The sequence below is a fragment of the Tamlana carrageenivorans genome (assembly GCF_002893765.1).
Classification (GTDB): domain Bacteria; phylum Bacteroidota; class Bacteroidia; order Flavobacteriales; family Flavobacteriaceae; genus Pseudotamlana; species Pseudotamlana carrageenivorans.
Map to the genome: position 1 here is coordinate 3,447,854 of NZ_CP025938.1, position 18,024 is coordinate 3,465,877.

Below are 18,024 nucleotides of genomic sequence, written 5' to 3' on the forward strand. Positions count from 1 at the left end.
GGTGTAACATAAATTACGAAACATGATTTATTGTTTGAATCTACAATAAATAGATGTTTTTGATTTTGTAAAAGGCAGCAAATACAATTAAAGTATTGATTATAATGTGTTTTTTATATGATTTGAAGTATGTTTTAAAGGCCATATTTGGTGCGTAATTTAATCGAATTAAAATATAGTTGTAGGATATTTATTAAACAAAAGGTGTTGTTATTCAGTCAGTTTACTTGTATATTTGTTAGAAACCAACCTAATAAATGAGCAAAAAACTACCCTCAACAAGAAGTAAAAACAGTTGTTTTTTTGGAAGTGCATTTTTTATCCTTCTTTTTTTTATTTTTAGCCTCAATGGCTTTTCTCAAATTAATTATGAATACGCTAAAAATAAGAATCTAAACTTTGGGTCGTATGGTAGGGTAGGTGTAGGCTGGTCCTTCGATAATGGAGGTGCCATTGGGCATCGACTAAACCTTAACAACATGGGGAGCATTGGTGGACGTTTGGAAGAACAAGATTATTTAGAATTGGTCCCTAATTTAACATTCAATCCTCAAAAAGGAGACTCAACAGAAATACATGTTCAAATACGCTTAGCGGTTTATTCTACAAGTTTAACGACTATTGGAAACTCAACAACAAGCAGTATTGGAGGCTTAACGTTTGCCATGCCGGAAATTTACGCCGAAGCTAGAAATATAAGAGGCTCTGGGTTAAATGTTTGGATTGGATCACGGTTTTATCGGGGTGCTGATGCACATATTGCCGATCATTTTTATTTTAATGATCACTCCGGCCAAGGTGTTGGTGTGGAATATAAAAAGAGTCGATTATCAACTATTTTTGTCGCTTCCGTAGATACCACATCTACTTTACCACCCTATTTTTATCTGAATTTTAAAACAGGTACACCTAGTGCAGCATTAAGACAACGCACTGTTTTTGCTGGGGAACACGATTTTGAAATTGATGCAAACAATAGCATTACTGCCCTTGCAGAATATCATCACATGGAAGAAGGCGGAGATCACACTGCCCCGGAAGATGCTAACCAAGATATTTCAGAGGCTGAAAACTTTCCAACCGATTATGGTTATGTGTTAGGCGTGCGTTATCACAGAAACTTAAAAAAATTAATGTCGGGTTCGTTTAATGATTTTACCTTAAGATATGGCGGCGGCATTGCCAATGGTGGTGATGGCGGTTTATCGAAAACATGGCTTACTTTTGGGGCTCCTGATGAAAATTCATTACGCTATAATGATGCCTATTCGGTGGCTTTAGTGAATCATGCGGTATTTAATTTCTCAAATAATTACACCTTGAATGCTTATGTTATTTATACGATTAGTAAAGGTGGTGCCGATTCTAATCATCGGGCGCCAACATATTTTGAACAAGAGGTTTTTAATAAGAAGGTCGATTTTTCGGTGGGGACACGACATCAATTCTATTTAAAAGATTACTTACATTTATTAGCTGAATTACATTATTCACAACGAAAGGACGGAACTAATCCTTATGCCAGTATGACTAAGTTTAGTTTTGCACCTGTATTAGTACCCACTGGAAAACGTGACATCTGGGCAAGACCTCATTTGCGTTTTGTAGCTTCTCTGGCCTATTATAACGATTTTGCAAAAGAGCAGTTGTACTCACCTTATTTGAAGTTTGCAGGAGAAAAGCAATGGGGCTATTACTTCGGGTTTAAAGCAGAATGGTGGCTTTGGAAATAGTTTTTTGGCTAGGATTTTCTAAGCATAAATATTGGTACAATTTTAACTGATTAAGCTTTCTCATGACACTTAGTTTTTAAAAACTTTTTTAGTTTTTCAATGTCATTTAAAAATTATTTTAGTCAAATTATTGAAAATTAAGTGATTAAAGCGATAGTTTTAGTATTTTTGATAAAATTGCTAAAAAAATGATTAGAGACTACTGGAAAGAAGAATGGAAGGAGATTGTGTTTGACGATAAAATTTCTGATGAAGAGAAATATAAAATTTCTAATTACGGCCGAATTTTAAATTGTAAAGGCGATCAAGAAATTGAACAAAAAAAATCCCTTATTAACGGTTATGAAGTGCTACGTTTAAAATTGAAGGAAAAAAGAAAATGGACCAGTAGATATGTCCATAAACTAGTGGCTGAACAATTTCTTAACCAAAACGATGGTGTTTATGTTATTCATTTAAATTACGATAAAACGGACAATCGCTTAGATAATTTAAAATGGGCAACTAAAAAGAAAAAGAAAATCATCAATTCAGCAATCCAGAATATAAAAATAAACCTAGAAAAAGAACTTACTCAAAACTTACCGAAACGAGAGTGAAATTAATTAAACGAAAAATAAATGACCCCAACCGAAGAACTAGGTTAAAAATGATTGCAAAACAATTTGGTATATCTGAAATGCAGCTTTATCGTATAAAATCAGGTGAAAATTGGGGATCGGTAACTGAGTATTGAAAAATTAAGATAACCCGTTGTGCATTTTAAATAATGCTAATTTTAATATTATTAATGTTTCTCCCAAAAATAAACTTATTGATATACTGAATAGTTGTTAAAGCAGTTATCTTAGCTACGATTCTTGTTTTAAAACCTTCAAAAGTTTTAGCATAATTGCGTCTTATCATAAATTGGTCACAAAGTTGTGAAAATAATGTTTCTATCCTTTTCCTCTTTTTTCTAAATACATAAGGCTGTACTTTGTAATTTTTTTGATTGCTTCTCATAGGTGTATTTAGCGTTATATTACAGGTTTCAAACAAGTTAAGCTGTATTTCTGTTGATAAATAGCCTTTATCACCAATTAATGTACAATCGCTTATTTGCATCTTAATATCTTTAAGATAATTAATATCGTGTACAGATGCTGGACTCAAATCGATACTTTGAAAGACACCATTTACAGAACAAACAGCGTGCAGTTTATAACCGTAATAATTAGAACTTTGAGCTGCACAATAACCTTTATCTGGAAATGCATAAGTGTTTTCTTTACAAATCTTTGAACGAGAACTGCGTGATAATTTACAAACTTCTAAAGGCATACTATCTACTACAAAATAATCTTCAAATTCATTAAAATGGGAAGCTATGCTTAACCTGATACTGTTGAGCTTATTAACTAGTTTTCGTCTTCTTCTATTGTAGACACTTCTCTCTATTTTTGATAATAGGGAATCTGGAAGTTTTCTAAAAAGGTCATTTTCACTATCTATTCCCATAAATTCGGCAGTAAGACTCAAACTGATAAGTTCTAAATCACTAAGCTTTGGTTGTCGTCTTTGATAACTTAAAAGTTGTTCTTTCGATATTTTTCTTAATACTTCCAATATTCTTTCGTAATTTGCACTCAAGTTGTTCATTATTAATGATTTGTAGTTAAATCAATTTACTGATTTTCAGTAAGATGAACAACTTTTTTCTTTTAAATCATAATGCACAACGGGTTAAGATATTAAAAAAGGCTGTCTTAAAGTTTAAACAACCGTCATTCTGTGCTTGACACAGAATCTCATGATATTGAAATACAATGATTATGGGAATCTGAAATAAATTCAGATTGACGAAAATTAAACCTTTAAAACAGCCTTTATATTTTATATACTATTATCTCTTTAAAAGAAACGTTTTTAAGTCTTCGTAACTAGAAATTAAAGTCGCCTCTTTTTCTTTTCCCATAACTGCTTGTATTTGTTCTGGTAAAGGCTGTTCTTCTTTGATAACATCCTCTACAACATCCAAGAATTTTGTTGGGTGAGCCGTTTCTAAGAACACACAGTGTGCTTTAGGATTGTTTTTTAAATGTGATTTGCAACCCAAGTACCCTACAGCACCATGCGGATCGGCAACATAGTTGTAATTATTATAAATTTCTAACATGGCTTCTCTAGTTTCATCATCTGAAAAACTATAAGAAGACACATTGTTTTTTAACGTTTCAAAGTTGTTTTTGTAAATTTCCTGAATACGAATAAAGTTACTTGGTGCTCCAACATCCATAGCATTACTAATGGTTTGCACTGAAGGCTTTGGCTCGTATAATTCGGATTCTAAATAACGTGTAACCACATTGTTTTCATTGTTAGAAGCTACAAAATGTTTAATTGGTAAGCCTAATTGTTGGGCCATCATACCTGCACAAACATTTCCAAAGTTACCACTAGGCACTGAAAATACAATATCCTCAAATTCATTATGCAATTGTTTGTAAGCAAACATAAAATAAAACAACTGTGGTAACCAACGTGCCACGTTTATTGAGTTGGCTGAAGTTAATTGCATTTTACTAGTTAAACTTTCATCCAAAAAAGCTTCTTTAACCATGGCCTGACAATCATCAAAAGTACCATTAACTTCTAAAGCTTTGATATTTTGTCCAAGCGTTGTAAGTTGTTTTTCTTGAATGTCACTAACCTTTCCGCTAGGGTATAAGATCACCACATTAACACCTTTTACACCAAGAAAACCGTTAGCAACGGCACCACCAGTATCTCCAGAAGTCGCCACCAAAACAGTAACTTCATTGCTGTTATTTTTGTTGAAATAGCCTAAACAACGGGCCATAAAACGCGCTCCCACATCTTTAAACGCCATGGTTGGTCCGTGAAACAATTCTAAAGTTGAAATATGATCATTTAGCTTAACAACTGGAAAATCGAAAGATAAGGTCTCTTCAACAATCGTTTTTAAGACATCCTCAGGGATCTCAGGTGAAACAAATTGTTTAATCGCTTCAAAAGCAATTTCTGTATTTGATAAATTATCAATATTTTCAAAAAACGATTTTGGTAATGGTGTAATACTTTCAGGAAAATATAAGCCTTTATCTGGAGCCAAACCTTTTACAACAGCGTTTTCAAAAGTTGTATCTGGGGCTTTATGGTTTAGTGAGTAATAGTTCATTGCTAATCATTCCTGCGAAGGCAGGAATCTGTTTATTAATTATTAATATTCTTTATATTGTATTTTCTCAGTATTTTTGGAAATTACAGTATAGCTATTTCAATCTTAATATATGGCTTTCACACCCTTAGTATTTATCTTCGATACGTGAACCTCAAAAGCAATATCAGTTTTCGCATACACATTTTCCATGGTTTCTTTAACCTTATTTGCCGTTTCTAAACCTTTATTCAAGGTGAAAATTGATGGTCCAGAACCAGAAATACCGCAACCTAAGGCACCAGCTTCTAAAACTTCTGTTTTAACCTCGTTAAAATGCGGAATCAGCTTGCTTCTGTGTGGCTCTACAATAACATCATGTAGTGAGTCTTTAATCAAGTTGTAGTTGCTTGTATGCAAGGCATGCACCAAACTACCAACATTCGCCCATTGTGTAATAGCATCAGATAAAGCCACTTCTTTAGGTAAAATGGCTCTAGATTCCGATGTTTTAATTTCAATTTGCGGATGAATAATCGTCGCATATAGATCGTCTGGCGAAGGAATTTCAAGAATTTGTACAGGTGACACACTTTTCACTAAAGTAAAACCACCAAAAAGGGCAGGAGCTAAGTTATCGGCATGCTCACATTTACTAGCTAGAGCTTCCCCTTTAATTGCAAATTCGGTTAGTTGCGTTTTGTTAAAAGGACGCCCAATAAGCTCGTTCATACCAAAAACACTACCTACAGCACTTGCCGCACTACTACCAATGCCACTTCCTGGTTTTATGTTTTTGTATATTTCAATTTCAAATCCGAAATCCACATCAATTGTTTCATACATAGCAAGTGCCGAAACACCAGCCACATTAAGCGAAGCTTCAAGCGGTAAATCAAAACCTTCAACATGTGTTATGTGAATGCCTTTTTTATCAACTTTTCTTATAATCATCTCATCGCCAACACTGTCTAGGCAAAAGCCCAGAACATCAAATCCGCAAGCCACATTGGCAACCGTTGCAGGAGAAAATATTTTTATTTCATTCATACTATCAATTAAATAGTTCTCGGTGGCACTAGAGCAATAACTAGAACTTTTTTTGTGTAACATTTTTTAATCGTTTGCGATTCTAATAATATCAGCAAATAAACCTGACGCTGTAACATCGGCTCCAGCACCAGCACCTTTAATAATCATAGGTTGTTTTGGGTAGCGTTGTGTGTAAAACATGACAATGTTATCACTTCCCTCTAAGTTATAAAAAGGATGTCCCTCTGGGATTTCTTGTAAACTAACGCTTGCTTTTCCTTGGTCGAATTTTGCTACGTATTTTAACTGACAGTTGTTCGCTTTCGCGGAAGCATACAAACTCTGGTAGTGCGCTTCATCAGTAATTAATGTTTCATAGAAATCATCAACGCTATCACTTTTCAGGCCTGCTTCCGATAAGAAAGGTTTATTTTCGATGTCTTCCAAATTCATCTCAACACCACTTTCTCTGGCAAGGATTAAAATTTTACGAGCCACATCAACACCACTTAAATCGATTCTTGGGTCTGGCTCAGTATAGCCTTCGGCGGCAGCCTGTTTCACTACATCGTAGAATTTAGTTTTATCGGTAAAATTGTTAAATACAAAGTTTAAACTTCCTGATAATACGGCCTGAATAGAATGTATTTTATCACCTGAAGCTACCAAATTATTAAGCGTATCGATAATTGGTAATCCAGCACCCACATTAGTTTCAAATAACAATGGGGCATTATATTTTAGGGATAAGCGTTTCAGTAATTTATAGTTTTCAAAATCACTAGAACAAGCGATTTTATTACAAGCAACCACACCAATACTTTGTCTTAAATACTGAGCATAAAGGTCGGCTACATTTTTATTAGCGGTCACATCAACAAAAATACTGTTACGTAAATTCAAACTTTTTGTTTTTTCAAAGAAACCTTGTAAACTCGCTTGTTCACCTTGATTTAATTGGTCCTTCCAGTTTGTAAGATCGATGCCTTCTTCAGCAAAAATCATTTGTCTGGAATTTGATAAACCAACAACACGCATTTTTATTTTTAGGTTATCTTTTAAGAATTTTTTCTGTTGATGAATTTGTTCCACCAAGCGCTCTCCAACATTTCCAACACCGGTAATAAACACATTAAGTTGCTTTGTTTTCGACTCGAAAAACTGCTCATGTAGCGTATTTAAAGCTTTTTTTACATCTTTTTCTGCAATAACAGCCGTGATGTTTTTTTCTGAAGCACCTTGAGCAATGGCTCTAACGTTTACGTTGTTTTTGCCTAAGCTGCTAAACATTTTACCACTAATACCTTGGTGGTTTTTCATGTTATCACCAACAAGCGCAATAATAGATAAACCAGTTTCAATAATGATAGGTTCAATTTTATTTAGAGCGATTTCATTTTCAAAAACGGCATCAATAGCTACTTTTGCATTTTCAGCATCTTTTTCTTCAATTCCTAAACAAATAGAATGTTCTGAAGAAGCCTGAGTAATCATGATGATATTAATTTTTTCCTGCGATAAGGTTTCAAACAAACGTTTAGAAAAACCAGGAATACCAACCATTCCGCTACCTTCTAAAGTAAGTAAGGCGATGTTGCTAATATTACTAATACCTTTTACTGGTTTTGTAGAAGTAACTTCGTCGTTAGAAATAATAGTTCCTGTAGCCTCAGGTTCTAAAGTGTTTTTAATATGAATAGGAATACTTAAACTCAAAACAGGTTGAACTGTTGGCGGATATAAAACTTTGGCTCCAAAATGTGATAATTCCATGGCTTCTTGATATGAAATTTTATCGATAGGGTAGGCCTGTTTTACCAATTTAGGGTTGGTCGTGTACATACCGCTTACGTCTGTCCAAATTTCTAGTTGCTCCACCTGTAATGCTGCCGCGACGATAGCTGCAGTAAAATCAGATCCACCACGACCTAAAGTCGTTATTTCACCTGTTTTAGATTTTGAAATAAATCCAGGTAAAATGGTCACTGTTTTGGAATCAGATTTGAAGTAATCTTGAATATTTGTATTTGTAGCCTTATAATCAACTTCAGCTTTTGTAAAGTTTGAATTGGTTACAATAAGTTCTTGAGAATTCTTTCTTTCGGCTTCAATACCACGGTTTTTCATCGTTTCAGCAATGATGTAAGACGACAATAGTTCACCGTAACTTACTAGCTTATCAGATGTTTTTGGAGACAGTTCATTAATCAAGAAAATACCTTCTAATAAACTTTTTAAACCGTTAAGTTTTTCTTCAACTTCCTTTAAAATGGATGCACTGTTTTCAGGGTTTAACGTTTTAACAATATCAATATGTTTTTCTTTGATATCATTAAATGTATTTAAAAATGCCTGTTCTTTATTTTGTGCTTGCTTCCCAGCTAAAAGTAATTTGTCGGTTATACCTCCAACGGCCGAAACTACACAAATAACCGTGTCACGTTTACCGTAGTTTTCTAATATACTTATAACTTTATTTATGTTTTTTGAAGAACCTACAGAAGTCCCCCCAAATTTTAAAACCTTCATTTTTTAATGAATTGATAATTAAAAATAATAATTGAAATGATATGATTTTTTAAATCACAAATAATGCCCGAAGAATATGTAATTAGCAACCCCAAAGGGTTGTAATGTTAGTAGTTGTACCAAAAATAGTAACGTTTCCTTTGTTCGAAAGGAAACTAATGCTGTTCATATTTTGGTTGAAATGATTCATTATAATTACATAGTGCACTTCAAAAGTATTATTTTTAACCTTATAAAAAAACTTTAAGACCTTTTTTGCAGTATTCTTATATAGATTGGTTTTTCGTAGAAAAAAAATGAGAAACCTTTGTGAGAACTGAAAAATCTACAATAATAAATCACAGATGAAAATATTTTCTAAAGAACAAATTTACGAAGGCGATCGATTAACCGAAGAAAGACAAAAAATCAGTTCGGTGGAACTTATGGAACGTGCCGGTGAACAAATTTTCAATTGGATGCATTTACGCATGCAAGGGGCTCCAGTTCCAATACATATTTTTTGTGGCATTGGAAATAACGGCGGCGACGGGTTAGTTTTAGCACGTCATTTGATTTTACACGGTTACCATGTAAAAACCTATATTGTAGGTTATAGTAACAAGCGTTCCGACGATTTTTTAGCGCACTATGAAAGGCTTAAAGGCGTTACAAAGTCTTGGCCAGAACCTATTGAAAATAGTAATGATTTCCCTGAAATTGATGAAAAAGACATTATTGTCGATGCTATTTTTGGAATTGGATTAAATCGTCCGGTTACCGATTGGGTTAAAGAATTGTTCGTTTATTTTAGAAAAACAAAAGCTTTTACCTTGTCTATTGATGTGCCTTCCGGACTTTTTGTGGATAAACCTGTAGCCGATGAAAATGATGTGGTTTGGGCTGGATTTACATTAAGCTTTGCTTCTCCTAAATTGGTTTTCTTTTTACCTGAAACTGCGAAATATACCGCACAATGGGAAGTATTAGATATCGGGCTTGATCCAAATTATTTAATAAGTACTGAAACTGAAGCCGAATTAATTAGCAAGGTTGAAGTCGTACCAAACTATATCCCAAGAGACCGGTTTTCCCATAAAGGTGATTTTGGACATGCTTTAGTAATTGGTGGAAGTTACGGTAAAATTGGTGCAGTCACCTTAACGAGTAAAGCCACTTTAACCACTGGAGCAGGGTTGGTGACAGCCTACATTCCTAAATGTGGGTACATTCCTTTGCAAGCCTCGTTTCCTGAAGCCATGGTGATTACAGACCGTGATGAAGAAAAAATTATTGACATTCAATTTGATATCGATCCCACCGTGATTGGTTTAGGTATAGGGTTGGGAACCCACGATGATACTATAAAGGCTTTAGAAGCTTTTCTAAAAACCAATAAAAAACCATTAGTGATTGATGCCGATGGAATTAATATTTTGGCAAAGAAAAAAACATTATTAAAATTACTTCCCGAAAACAGTATTTTAACACCACACCCCAAAGAGTTAGAACGCTTAATTGGTACTTGGACAGATGATTTCGATAAGCTTAGTAAGGTAAAAGCATTTACAAAAAAACACAAACTGATTGTCATTATAAAAGGCGCCTTTAGCATCACTGTTTTTAATGATAAGCTTTATGTAAATACCACAGGGAATCCAGGTTTAGCGACGGCAGGTAGTGGGGATGTGCTAACCGGAATTGTTCTAGGGTTATTGTCGCAAGGATACCACCCAACTTCCGCAGCCATTTTTGGTACTTATTTACATGGAAAATCTGCAGATCTCGCTGTTTTACAATGCGGATTTGAAAGTTTAACCGCCAGCCATGTTATCGAGTATATTGGAGATGCTTTTATAGATTTATTCAAACAACCAGAGCAACCAGTGGAGCCAGAAACAAATACTGAAGCAGAAAAGGAAAAAGAAGCAAATCCTGAGAAACAAAAATAAAACATTTCTTTTCTTTAGGTTGTCTTTTTTAAGTGTCTAAATTTATAAAAAGAAAAAGAGGCTGAATTGTTAGGTTTTAACTAATAACTCAGCCTCTTTAATATCATTTATAATGGTATTAAATATTTAACTCGGTTAACATTTCAACCAATTTAGGATCTGAAGGTCTAGGCGCATTAGGGTCAACAATATTTCCAGCAGTATCTACTAAAATAAATCTAGGAATACCCTGAATTTGGTAATCTTTTACAAAATCAGACTTCCAATCATTATCAGCTAATAACTGCACACCTTGTAAATTTTCAGTTTCAATCATTTTTTTCCATTTTTCACGGTCTGAAACCTTGTCGATGGAAAGGCTAACAAATTCAATGTTTTTATCGTGATATGTTTTTTCCAATTCTTTTAAGAAAGGGATTTCTCGTTTACATGGTCCGCACCAAGTCGCCCAAACATCGATATACACATATTTACCTTTTAAATCATCTAAAGAGGTAGTACCGCCTTTATAGTTTTCATAATTTACGAATTTAGGAGATGGTTTACCTTTTGCCACGGCAGTAAGTTTGTTATACTTTTCGGTAATTACGGCTTTATTGTCTTCATTTGTTGAAATGCTCATAAACGTGTTATAAAACGACTCAATATCTTTTGATCGTGCCATAGATTGATTAGCAAAATCAAACAAAAAGGTGTTTTTAATAAGCTCTGAAGGAATATTTTTTACTGTTTTGAAAAAAGCTTCTTCTTGGCTTAAAGAATCTTTTGTCATGAATTCAGTAATCTCAGACACATAATGATCGGTAACAATTTTTTTGTAACTAGGAGATTCTTTATAATCGCTTTCATTAGAGTAGTCGAAGCCATCTAACCCCTTTAAGAAATCATCTGAGGCTTTAAATTCTTGGTCTCTCGTAAAATACCTATGTCCTTTTTCATAAACATTTAAACCAACTAAATAATTGTAATGAAGTTCCTTTTGTTCCGAAGTTTTAAACTTTTCAGAAATTCCTGGCGTATTATTTAAAAGTGCCGTTAACGAGTCTTTAATAGCTAATTGTTTATTTTTAAAATCGGCTTCATTTAAAGAATAAAAACTAGCATTATCGCCTATTAATAATGGAGTTTTCTCGCGTTTTTTTATAAGGTAGTTGTTTTCTGCAGCACCTTCACCAGAAATGACTAAGGAATTTTTAAAATCGGCTGCATCATAATTAATGTTTAAATTATAACCAGAATCTAGGTATAAAAAAACAGGGTTTTTAGTATCATATAAAACGTAAGAACCTTTTTCAACCGTTAATGTATCAGTAAAAGTTCCATCGGCAGCAACCTCTATAACCTCAGTAAAGGATTGGTCTTGGGTGTTAATTGATAATTCTGCTGGTAATTTATTTGTTATTTTACCAGAAATCACAATATAATCTGGCTTTGTTTCTGTTTTACAGCTGAAAGCAGATACTGCTAAAGCTAAAAGTAGGATTTTTTTCATTGTTTTTATTGGTTTTGCCCAAATGTAATAATTTGAAATAGGCTTGTTACTATTTTAGATTTATATTAACATTTTGTTTTTATGTTTAGTACTGAATTACAAGCTATTATGTTATAAACCATAACTTAATATCATTGCTTAAAGTGCTTTTTAAGCATAAAAAAAGCAGATGAAAAATTCCATCTGCTTTTAAAAGTATGTCATTAACGCTTATTTTTTAATAACGCGTTTATTAACTGTATTATTTTTTCCTGAAAATTTGAAGATATATAAACCAGATTTTAAGTTTGATATATCCATTGAATTTCCTGGAATAGCTTGTTTTGAAACTAATTTACCTACTAAGTTGTAAATTTCAACAGTTTCAAAATCTTTTGCATTAGCAATATTTATAACATTACTAGCAGGGTTAGGATAAATGGATAATGCATTGTTATTAGCATGTACATCACCAGTGCTTAATGTTGAACAACTTCCATTTTGTCCATAAATATGTACCTCGGCAATACTGGTCCAACCAGTATTCGCACTGTTTCCATGACCAACAATTTTAACATAACGACCATTGCTTCCTGTTAAATCAAATTTTTGTTCATCATCAACTGTGTAGCCTGTTTTGTAGCTATCTTGGTTGGTAATAACATTTGTAAAAGTAGCACCTTTATCATCAGAAACAGCAATGTCAAAATTTGTCGTTCTAATATCAGCTTTTAAGAAATGAATACCTATTTCGGTTAAATCGCGGTTACAACCTAAATCGAAAGTAATAGAAGCTTCACCTACTGAAGCATCAGCAGCCCAATAGAAATCTGCTGTTACGACATTATCAAAAGCATAAGGTGAACCTACATTATTTTTACCAGTTTCTGTTCCAACACCTATAGCATCTAAAATGGTGATTTCATTTTCAGCAGGAGGTGTAGTTCCTGGAGCAGGAGGGTCAACGCCACCTTCACCGGCACCATCGGCAACACCATCGTGAATCACACTAAAATTGTAAACTTCAACTTCACCGTAATTTAAAGCATTTGGATCGTAAGTTTGCCCTGCTTTATCAGCGTATTCTTTTTCTTTAGAAACATTAGATTGGGTGTAGTTTCCAACTTTAAAATAGGTTTGGTTATAGTTTAAATCCATGACATAATCGTTGCCATTTGCTGTATCCTTAACTAAATACTGAGATGCAGTTCCAGCATCGTATTGGGTTTTTAGATTACCGTCTTCTGAATAATAACAATAATGCTTACCATCAATCACTTCAAAAATAACTTCGTGTTTTGTGCCTAATTGATAATTTGTTTTAATAGTAAAATCGGGTCTTAATTTGCCACCGTTAAATGATAAAAATAAATGTTCGCCTTCTAACCTTAATACCATAGCATCGTCAATACCATCATCTTTGTTACCATGAATTTGAGTAGCTACTAAATGATTTTTGTAAGTAGGTAAGTGGGTAATAGCTTGCTCGACATAAATAACATGTTGTCCAGCGGTTGTCCAATATACATCTAAACTTCCATCAGGTAGTCTTTCACGAAGCTCAGAGCGAATGTAGTTTGAGTTAGCAGTAGATCCGTTACTTCCATTAATTTCTACTCGAAATACGATAGCATCATTTGTGTTATTCACGTAGAAGTAGTCTTGATTTGGGTACTCACAAAGTGGTTTTTGTTCTGAACCATCTGGTTTTGTGATTTTCCACTGACTACAATTAGTCATCAAGTCAGCAGGAATAGTTTGTGCTATCAATTTAGGGTTAAAAGCACAAAATATCATGCAAATTGTAAACAATCGCATGATTTTAAGTAAATTTTGTTTCATTTGTTAGAGTTTTGGGTTATTAGTTTGTGTAAAAAACTGGTTTACCTATCTGGTTCACCAGTTTACGACATAGCGAATTTATATAAAAGAAGCTAAATAAACAAGCTTAAAAGCTCTAGATCCTAACCAATTTAGAAAAACTACTTAGATATTAGGCTGTAAAAAAACCTTTCTACTTACCTTAAAGTCGATAACAAATAAGCTGAAATAATAGTAAAAAAGAATGGTGGTAATAAATTACACACGATGTGTTAAAGAGTCGAAACTTTTAGTTTTTGGAATAATCCCCAATTTAAATAATGTCTGTTGAATTTCGATGAGCATGTGTTCATCAATTAATTCTTGCGACCATTCCGTAAGGTTTAACCAGTCTTGAACATCTTCGAAATGCAAATTATAACGGTTAGCTATGGTTTTATCAATACTTGGAATGCTCTTGAAGTCTGCCGTAGTTTTATTAATAATGTCAAGAATAGATTTTAGCACAGGCTCATGATTTTTAATAAAATCTTCACGAGCAGCAATAACGAAACAGGGCCAAGGGGTTGGGCAATCGGAAATACGTCTAAAAACACCTTGATCTACAATAGGTTTGGTCATAAATTTTTCCCATAAAAAATAATCGGCTTTACCTTCAGTAAGACCTTTTACAGCACCTTCAAGGTTATTTATGATTTCGAAATTTAAATCGGTGTCCAAATTCCAATGGTAATTTTCAGCATTAACATATGTCATTAAATGCGAACCAGAACCGTAACGACTAATGGCTGCTTTGCGTCCTTTAAGTTGGGCAACTGTTTCAAATTTAGAATTGTTAGCTACGTGAACACCCCAAATTAAAGGCGATTGCACAAAAGTTTGCACAATTTTGCTTGGGTTACCAGCAATAATATCTTTCACAATGCCTTCGGTTAAAAGGATGGCTATATCGATATCGCCTGCTCTTAATCCTTTACACATGGCGCCCGTACCTTCGGGATAGTCTTGCCAACGTAAATTGATGTTTTCCGCTTGGTATGCACCACTTTTTATGGTGAGATGCCACGCTAAGTTAAAATGTTCTGGAACACCACCAATCTTTACGTTTTTCATATTAGTATATAACTATTCTACCAGCTTATTTAAAGTGTAATGAATCAATTTTTCTATGGCGGCTAATGGGTTTTTACTAAAAGTGCCATTCGCACGATTGGCTATTATAGCATTAAGAGATAAAGCATTATGGCCCAGTAATTTTGACAAACCATAAATGGCTGACGTTTCCATTTCAAAATTAGAAATCACCATACCATTAAAATTAAAATTATCCATTTTAGTATTTAATTCGGGATCTTGAATTTCTAATCTTAAAACACGGCCTTGAGGACCATAAAAACCACCTGCTGTGGCTGTTAACCCCTTGTGTGTTAAGTTGCTTTCCAGCTTTTTTTCAAGAGATTCACTACCGCGAATAACTATTGGTGTCGCTTTATTGGGACTCCAGTTGGTAAGTTGTATAAAAGCCTTTTCGATGTCTGGATTTTTAATATGATCCATTTGATAAGCATGAAGCATTCCGTTTATATCTAAACCGTGGGTGCTTAAAACAAAGGCGTCAACCGGAATGTTTTCTTGAAGCGATCCTGAAGTGCCAATTCTAATAACGTCAAGCTTAGTTAGATTTTCTTTAATTTGTCTGGTTTTAAAATTGATGTTAACCAAAGCATCTAATTCATTCATCACGATATCAATGTTATCTGGGCCAATACCTGTCGATAATACGGTAATACGTTTCCCTTTATAGGTTCCAGTATGGGTTTTAAACTCACGTTTTTGAGTTTTAAATTCGATATCATCAAAATGTTTTGATATTTTTTCCACACGATTTTGATCGCCAACTAATAACACCGTATTCGCTATGTTTTCAGGTTTTAAATTCAAATGATAAATACTACCATCAGGATTTAAAATAAGTTCTGACTCCTTAATCGTCATAGTGCACAGATTTTATAAGTTTGTTTTGAGATCGACTAAAATAAAAGGCTGCTTTTTTGACGCCTCCATACATTATATGGTTTTCAATTTTTTCTGCACAATTAAGCTGGTTTTCGAGTGCTAAATAGCCATCTCTATTTAATTCAATATGATCTTCTTTAATAGTATAAAGCACACTTAACTCATCAATAATTCTAGTAAGTTGAAGGTCTCCGTAGCCAAAAAAGCCTTGATAATTAAGAATGTAGCCTAATAAGTGGTTTTTAGAAGTAATTTTGTTTTTATGAATGATTTTAAGAATATTTCTTTCAAGGTCGTTTAAACCAGAAACCGAATCGGGAAAACGCTCTAAATGCGCTTTTAAGCAGTTGCTCAAGTAATTAAACGAAGAGCTTTTTACGATAAGAGGTTTTAGTAAATTATGATCGATACCGCAATAAATACTCCACACATTTCGTGCTAATTCTAAATCTTCAGCGGTAAGCAATACTTTGTTGTGATAGTGTGCTAACAGTTGTTCGGTGCTTAGTTCTGAAAGCCCTTTTAGAGTCTTACTGCCTTTAACGCGGCCGCTGCATACCAAATAAATAGGCAAATGCATTTGTTTCTGTTTTAGCAGACTTATAATGGCAACCATGTTAATATGGCAAAATAAATCGTACTCAAACCACAATACAATTTCAGAATAAAGGTCGGGATGATCCAGTTTTTCTAATTCACTTTCAATAAGTTCATTATCCACTTCAACATCATAAAACTTTTTAAAATGAATTCTGCGTAATTCTAAAAACTCTTCCGAAAAAACCTTTTCTGTAGTAGGACCTTCACATAACATGGCTTGCCATGTTAGAAATTCACCTTCAATTTTCAATTCGTTTAAAAAGTTGGTTAAAACAGAACCATTAGTAATGTGAAGTATCTTCTTTTCCATAAATTAGCCGCCTACGCGTTTTACGTTAAATCCTTTTTCTTTTAGCATTTTCATGATTTTATCGCGGTAATCACCCTGAATGATAATTTTATCATCTTTAAAACTACCACCAACGCTAAGTTTGGTTTTTATTTCCTTGGCTAAAATTTTAAAATCCTCGGTAGCACCGGTGTAACCTTCTAAAATGGTAATAGGTTTACCTTTACGCTTCTCGTATTTACATAAAATAGGATCGTCCTGCATCCAAATATTATCATCACTATTTGTAGTGGCTTCTGGTGTTTCTTCTATATGATCTGGAAATAAATTTTTTAACTGATCTTGTAAATCCATTTACTATGCTTTATAGGGTATTAAGGTAGTTGTTTTTGTGACTTCTTTTTCAATATGCAAGTTATTTTATTAATCCCAATTCTATTAAACGCTCTCTTAAAAACTCACCGGCAGTAATGTCTTCATAAGCTTTTGGGTGTTCTTTATCAATACATGCTTCTAGAACATCTAATTTCATAGCACTAATGGGGTGCATAAAAAATGGAATGGAATAACGCGAGGTTCCCCAAAGTTCTTTTGGCGGATTGATAACACGGTGTATGGTTGATTTTAACTGGTTATTAGTGTGTCTAGAAAGCATATCGCCCACATTAATCATCAGTTCATCTGGTTCTGCTATAGCATCAACCCATTCGCCCTTATGATTTTGAACTTGTAAACCGCGCCCTTGAGCTCCCATTAATAGCGTAATTAAATTAATGTCGCCGTGAGCCGCAGCACGCACGGCTTCTTTAGGTTCTTCGGTAATAGGAGGGTAGTGTATGGGTCTTAGAATAGAGTTGCCATTACGAATGTATTGGTCAAAATAGGTTTCTTCTAAATTAAGATGAATGGCTAATGCGCGCAAGACATATTTTGCGGTTTTTTCTAGCATTTTATAAGCTTCTTTTCCTGTTGAATTAAAATGCGGAAGTTCTTCCACTATAACATTTTCAGGGTATTCAGCTTTCAAAGCATCATCATCTTCAACATATTGTCCAAAATGCCAAAACTCTTTTAAGTCGCCTTCTTTCTTTCCTTTAGCACTTTCTTTCCCAAAAGACACGTAACCACGTTGTCCGCCAATTTCAGGGATTTCGTATTTCTGTTTGGTTTCAATAGGTAAGTCAAAAAAGCTTTTAATTTCTTTATAAAGATTTTCTTCAAGCTCATGGTTTAAAAAATGACCTTTTAAAGCCACAAAACCAATCTCTTCATAAGCTTTACCAATGGCATCTACAAAATTTTGTTTTTTGGTAGCGTCATTAGAAATGAAATCTTTTAAATCGACACTAGGAATCCTATTCATGAGGTTTAATTTATGATGAGTGTTACACAAATGTACGAAAAACATTGAAAAAATTTAGACGGCGTATTGCATGGACAAA

13 protein-coding genes and 1 pseudogene are annotated in these 18,024 nt (G+C 33.8%); 3 read left to right on the top strand and 11 right to left on the bottom strand.

Translation table 11 applies throughout. The annotated features are described in order from the left end of the window. Positions 1–257 precede the first annotated feature (257 nt). Positions 258–1,733 (top strand): carbohydrate porin, encoded by a 1,476-nt coding sequence (locus C1A40_RS15175; protein ID WP_102996636.1) that lies wholly within the window; start codon positions 258–260, stop codon positions 1,731–1,733. A gap of 188 nt (positions 1,734–1,921) precedes the next feature. After that, positions 1,922–2,469 (top strand): annotated as a pseudogene (locus C1A40_RS15180) (NUMOD4 domain-containing protein). 26 nt (positions 2,470–2,495) lie between these two features. On the opposite strand, the gene C1A40_RS15185 reads toward C1A40_RS15180, so the two are convergent. The 4 genes from C1A40_RS15185 to thrA form a co-directional block, all read right to left on the bottom strand. Continuing rightward, on the bottom strand, positions 2,496–3,374 hold the full coding sequence (locus C1A40_RS15185) for an IS982 family transposase (protein ID WP_102996637.1): 879 nt from the start codon (positions 3,372–3,374) through the stop codon (positions 2,496–2,498). A 244-nt stretch (positions 3,375–3,618) separates the two neighbouring features. Continuing rightward, entirely contained in the window at positions 3,619–4,914 is a 1,296-nt protein-coding gene (gene thrC, locus C1A40_RS15190; RefSeq protein ID WP_102996638.1) for a threonine synthase, read from the bottom strand. Between the two features lie 105 nt (positions 4,915–5,019). Further along, entirely contained in the window at positions 5,020–5,943 is a 924-nt protein-coding gene (locus tag C1A40_RS15195) for a homoserine kinase (protein ID WP_102997232.1), read from the bottom strand. Between the two features lie 66 nt (positions 5,944–6,009). Beyond that, a complete protein-coding gene (gene thrA, locus C1A40_RS15200) occupies positions 6,010–8,454 on the bottom strand; it encodes a bifunctional aspartate kinase/homoserine dehydrogenase I (protein WP_102996639.1) in 2,445 nt (814 codons plus the stop codon). Between the two features lie 344 nt (positions 8,455–8,798). Between thrA and C1A40_RS15205 the strand changes: the two genes are divergently transcribed. Further along, the gene (locus C1A40_RS15205; protein WP_102996640.1) at positions 8,799–10,385 is read left to right on the top strand and encodes an NAD(P)H-hydrate dehydratase; all 1,587 of its coding nucleotides are present in this window, start codon (positions 8,799–8,801) and stop codon (positions 10,383–10,385) included. 118 nt (positions 10,386–10,503) lie between these two features. Here C1A40_RS15205 and C1A40_RS15210 read toward each other — a convergent pair whose 3' ends face one another. The 7 genes from C1A40_RS15210 to C1A40_RS15240 all read right to left on the bottom strand — a co-directional run bounded on the left by C1A40_RS15210 (position 10,504) and on the right by C1A40_RS15240 (position 17,945). Then, a complete protein-coding gene (locus C1A40_RS15210) occupies positions 10,504–11,877 on the bottom strand; it encodes a TlpA family protein disulfide reductase (protein ID WP_102996641.1) in 1,374 nt (457 codons plus the stop codon). Positions 11,878–12,087: 210 nt separating this feature from the next. Continuing rightward, positions 12,088–13,698 (bottom strand): polysaccharide lyase family 7 protein, encoded by a 1,611-nt coding sequence (locus tag C1A40_RS18685; protein ID WP_102996642.1) that lies wholly within the window; start codon positions 13,696–13,698, stop codon positions 12,088–12,090. Positions 13,699–13,935: 237 nt separating this feature from the next. Next, entirely contained in the window at positions 13,936–14,790 is an 855-nt protein-coding gene (locus C1A40_RS15220; RefSeq protein ID WP_102996643.1) for a substrate-binding domain-containing protein, read from the bottom strand. A gap of 12 nt (positions 14,791–14,802) precedes the next feature. Next, positions 14,803–15,672 (bottom strand): nucleoside phosphorylase, encoded by an 870-nt coding sequence (locus tag C1A40_RS15225; protein ID WP_102996644.1) that lies wholly within the window; start codon positions 15,670–15,672, stop codon positions 14,803–14,805. Then, positions 15,662–16,603: a DUF1835 domain-containing protein gene (locus C1A40_RS15230; RefSeq protein ID WP_102996645.1), complete on the bottom strand. Its 942-nt coding sequence runs from the start codon at positions 16,601–16,603 to the stop codon at positions 15,662–15,664. The genes C1A40_RS15225 and C1A40_RS15230 overlap by 11 nt, the downstream gene beginning before the upstream one ends. 3 nt (positions 16,604–16,606) lie before the next feature. After that, positions 16,607–16,936: a translation initiation factor gene (locus tag C1A40_RS15235; protein ID WP_102996646.1), complete on the bottom strand. Its 330-nt coding sequence runs from the start codon at positions 16,934–16,936 to the stop codon at positions 16,607–16,609. Positions 16,937–16,997: 61 nt separating this feature from the next. Beyond that, complete coding sequence (locus C1A40_RS15240) at positions 16,998–17,945, bottom strand: isopenicillin N synthase family dioxygenase (protein WP_102996647.1); 948 nt, start codon at positions 17,943–17,945, stop codon at positions 16,998–17,000. Positions 17,946–18,024 lie beyond the last annotated feature (79 nt).

Coding starts and splice junctions, on each gene's coding strand:
- C1A40_RS15175 (WP_102996636.1), top strand. CDS start 258: ATGAGCAAAAAACTACCCTCAACAAGAAGTAAAAACAGTTGTTTTTTT.
- C1A40_RS15185 (WP_102996637.1), bottom strand. CDS start 3,374: ATGAACAACTTGAGTGCAAATTACGAAAGAATATTGGAAGTATTAAGA.
- thrC (WP_102996638.1), bottom strand. CDS start 4,914: ATGAACTATTACTCACTAAACCATAAAGCCCCAGATACAACTTTTGAA.
- C1A40_RS15195 (WP_102997232.1), bottom strand. CDS start 5,943: ATGAATGAAATAAAAATATTTTCTCCTGCAACGGTTGCCAATGTGGCT.
- thrA (WP_102996639.1), bottom strand. CDS start 8,454: ATGAAGGTTTTAAAATTTGGGGGGACTTCTGTAGGTTCTTCAAAAAAC.
- C1A40_RS15205 (WP_102996640.1), top strand. CDS start 8,799: ATGAAAATATTTTCTAAAGAACAAATTTACGAAGGCGATCGATTAACC.
- C1A40_RS15210 (WP_102996641.1), bottom strand. CDS start 11,877: ATGAAAAAAATCCTACTTTTAGCTTTAGCAGTATCTGCTTTCAGCTGT.
- C1A40_RS18685 (WP_102996642.1), bottom strand. CDS start 13,698: ATGAAACAAAATTTACTTAAAATCATGCGATTGTTTACAATTTGCATG.
- C1A40_RS15220 (WP_102996643.1), bottom strand. CDS start 14,790: ATGAAAAACGTAAAGATTGGTGGTGTTCCAGAACATTTTAACTTAGCG.
- C1A40_RS15225 (WP_102996644.1), bottom strand. CDS start 15,672: ATGACGATTAAGGAGTCAGAACTTATTTTAAATCCTGATGGTAGTATT.
- C1A40_RS15230 (WP_102996645.1), bottom strand. CDS start 16,603: ATGGAAAAGAAGATACTTCACATTACTAATGGTTCTGTTTTAACCAAC.
- C1A40_RS15235 (WP_102996646.1), bottom strand. CDS start 16,936: ATGGATTTACAAGATCAGTTAAAAAATTTATTTCCAGATCATATAGAA.
- C1A40_RS15240 (WP_102996647.1), bottom strand. CDS start 17,945: ATGAATAGGATTCCTAGTGTCGATTTAAAAGATTTCATTTCTAATGAC.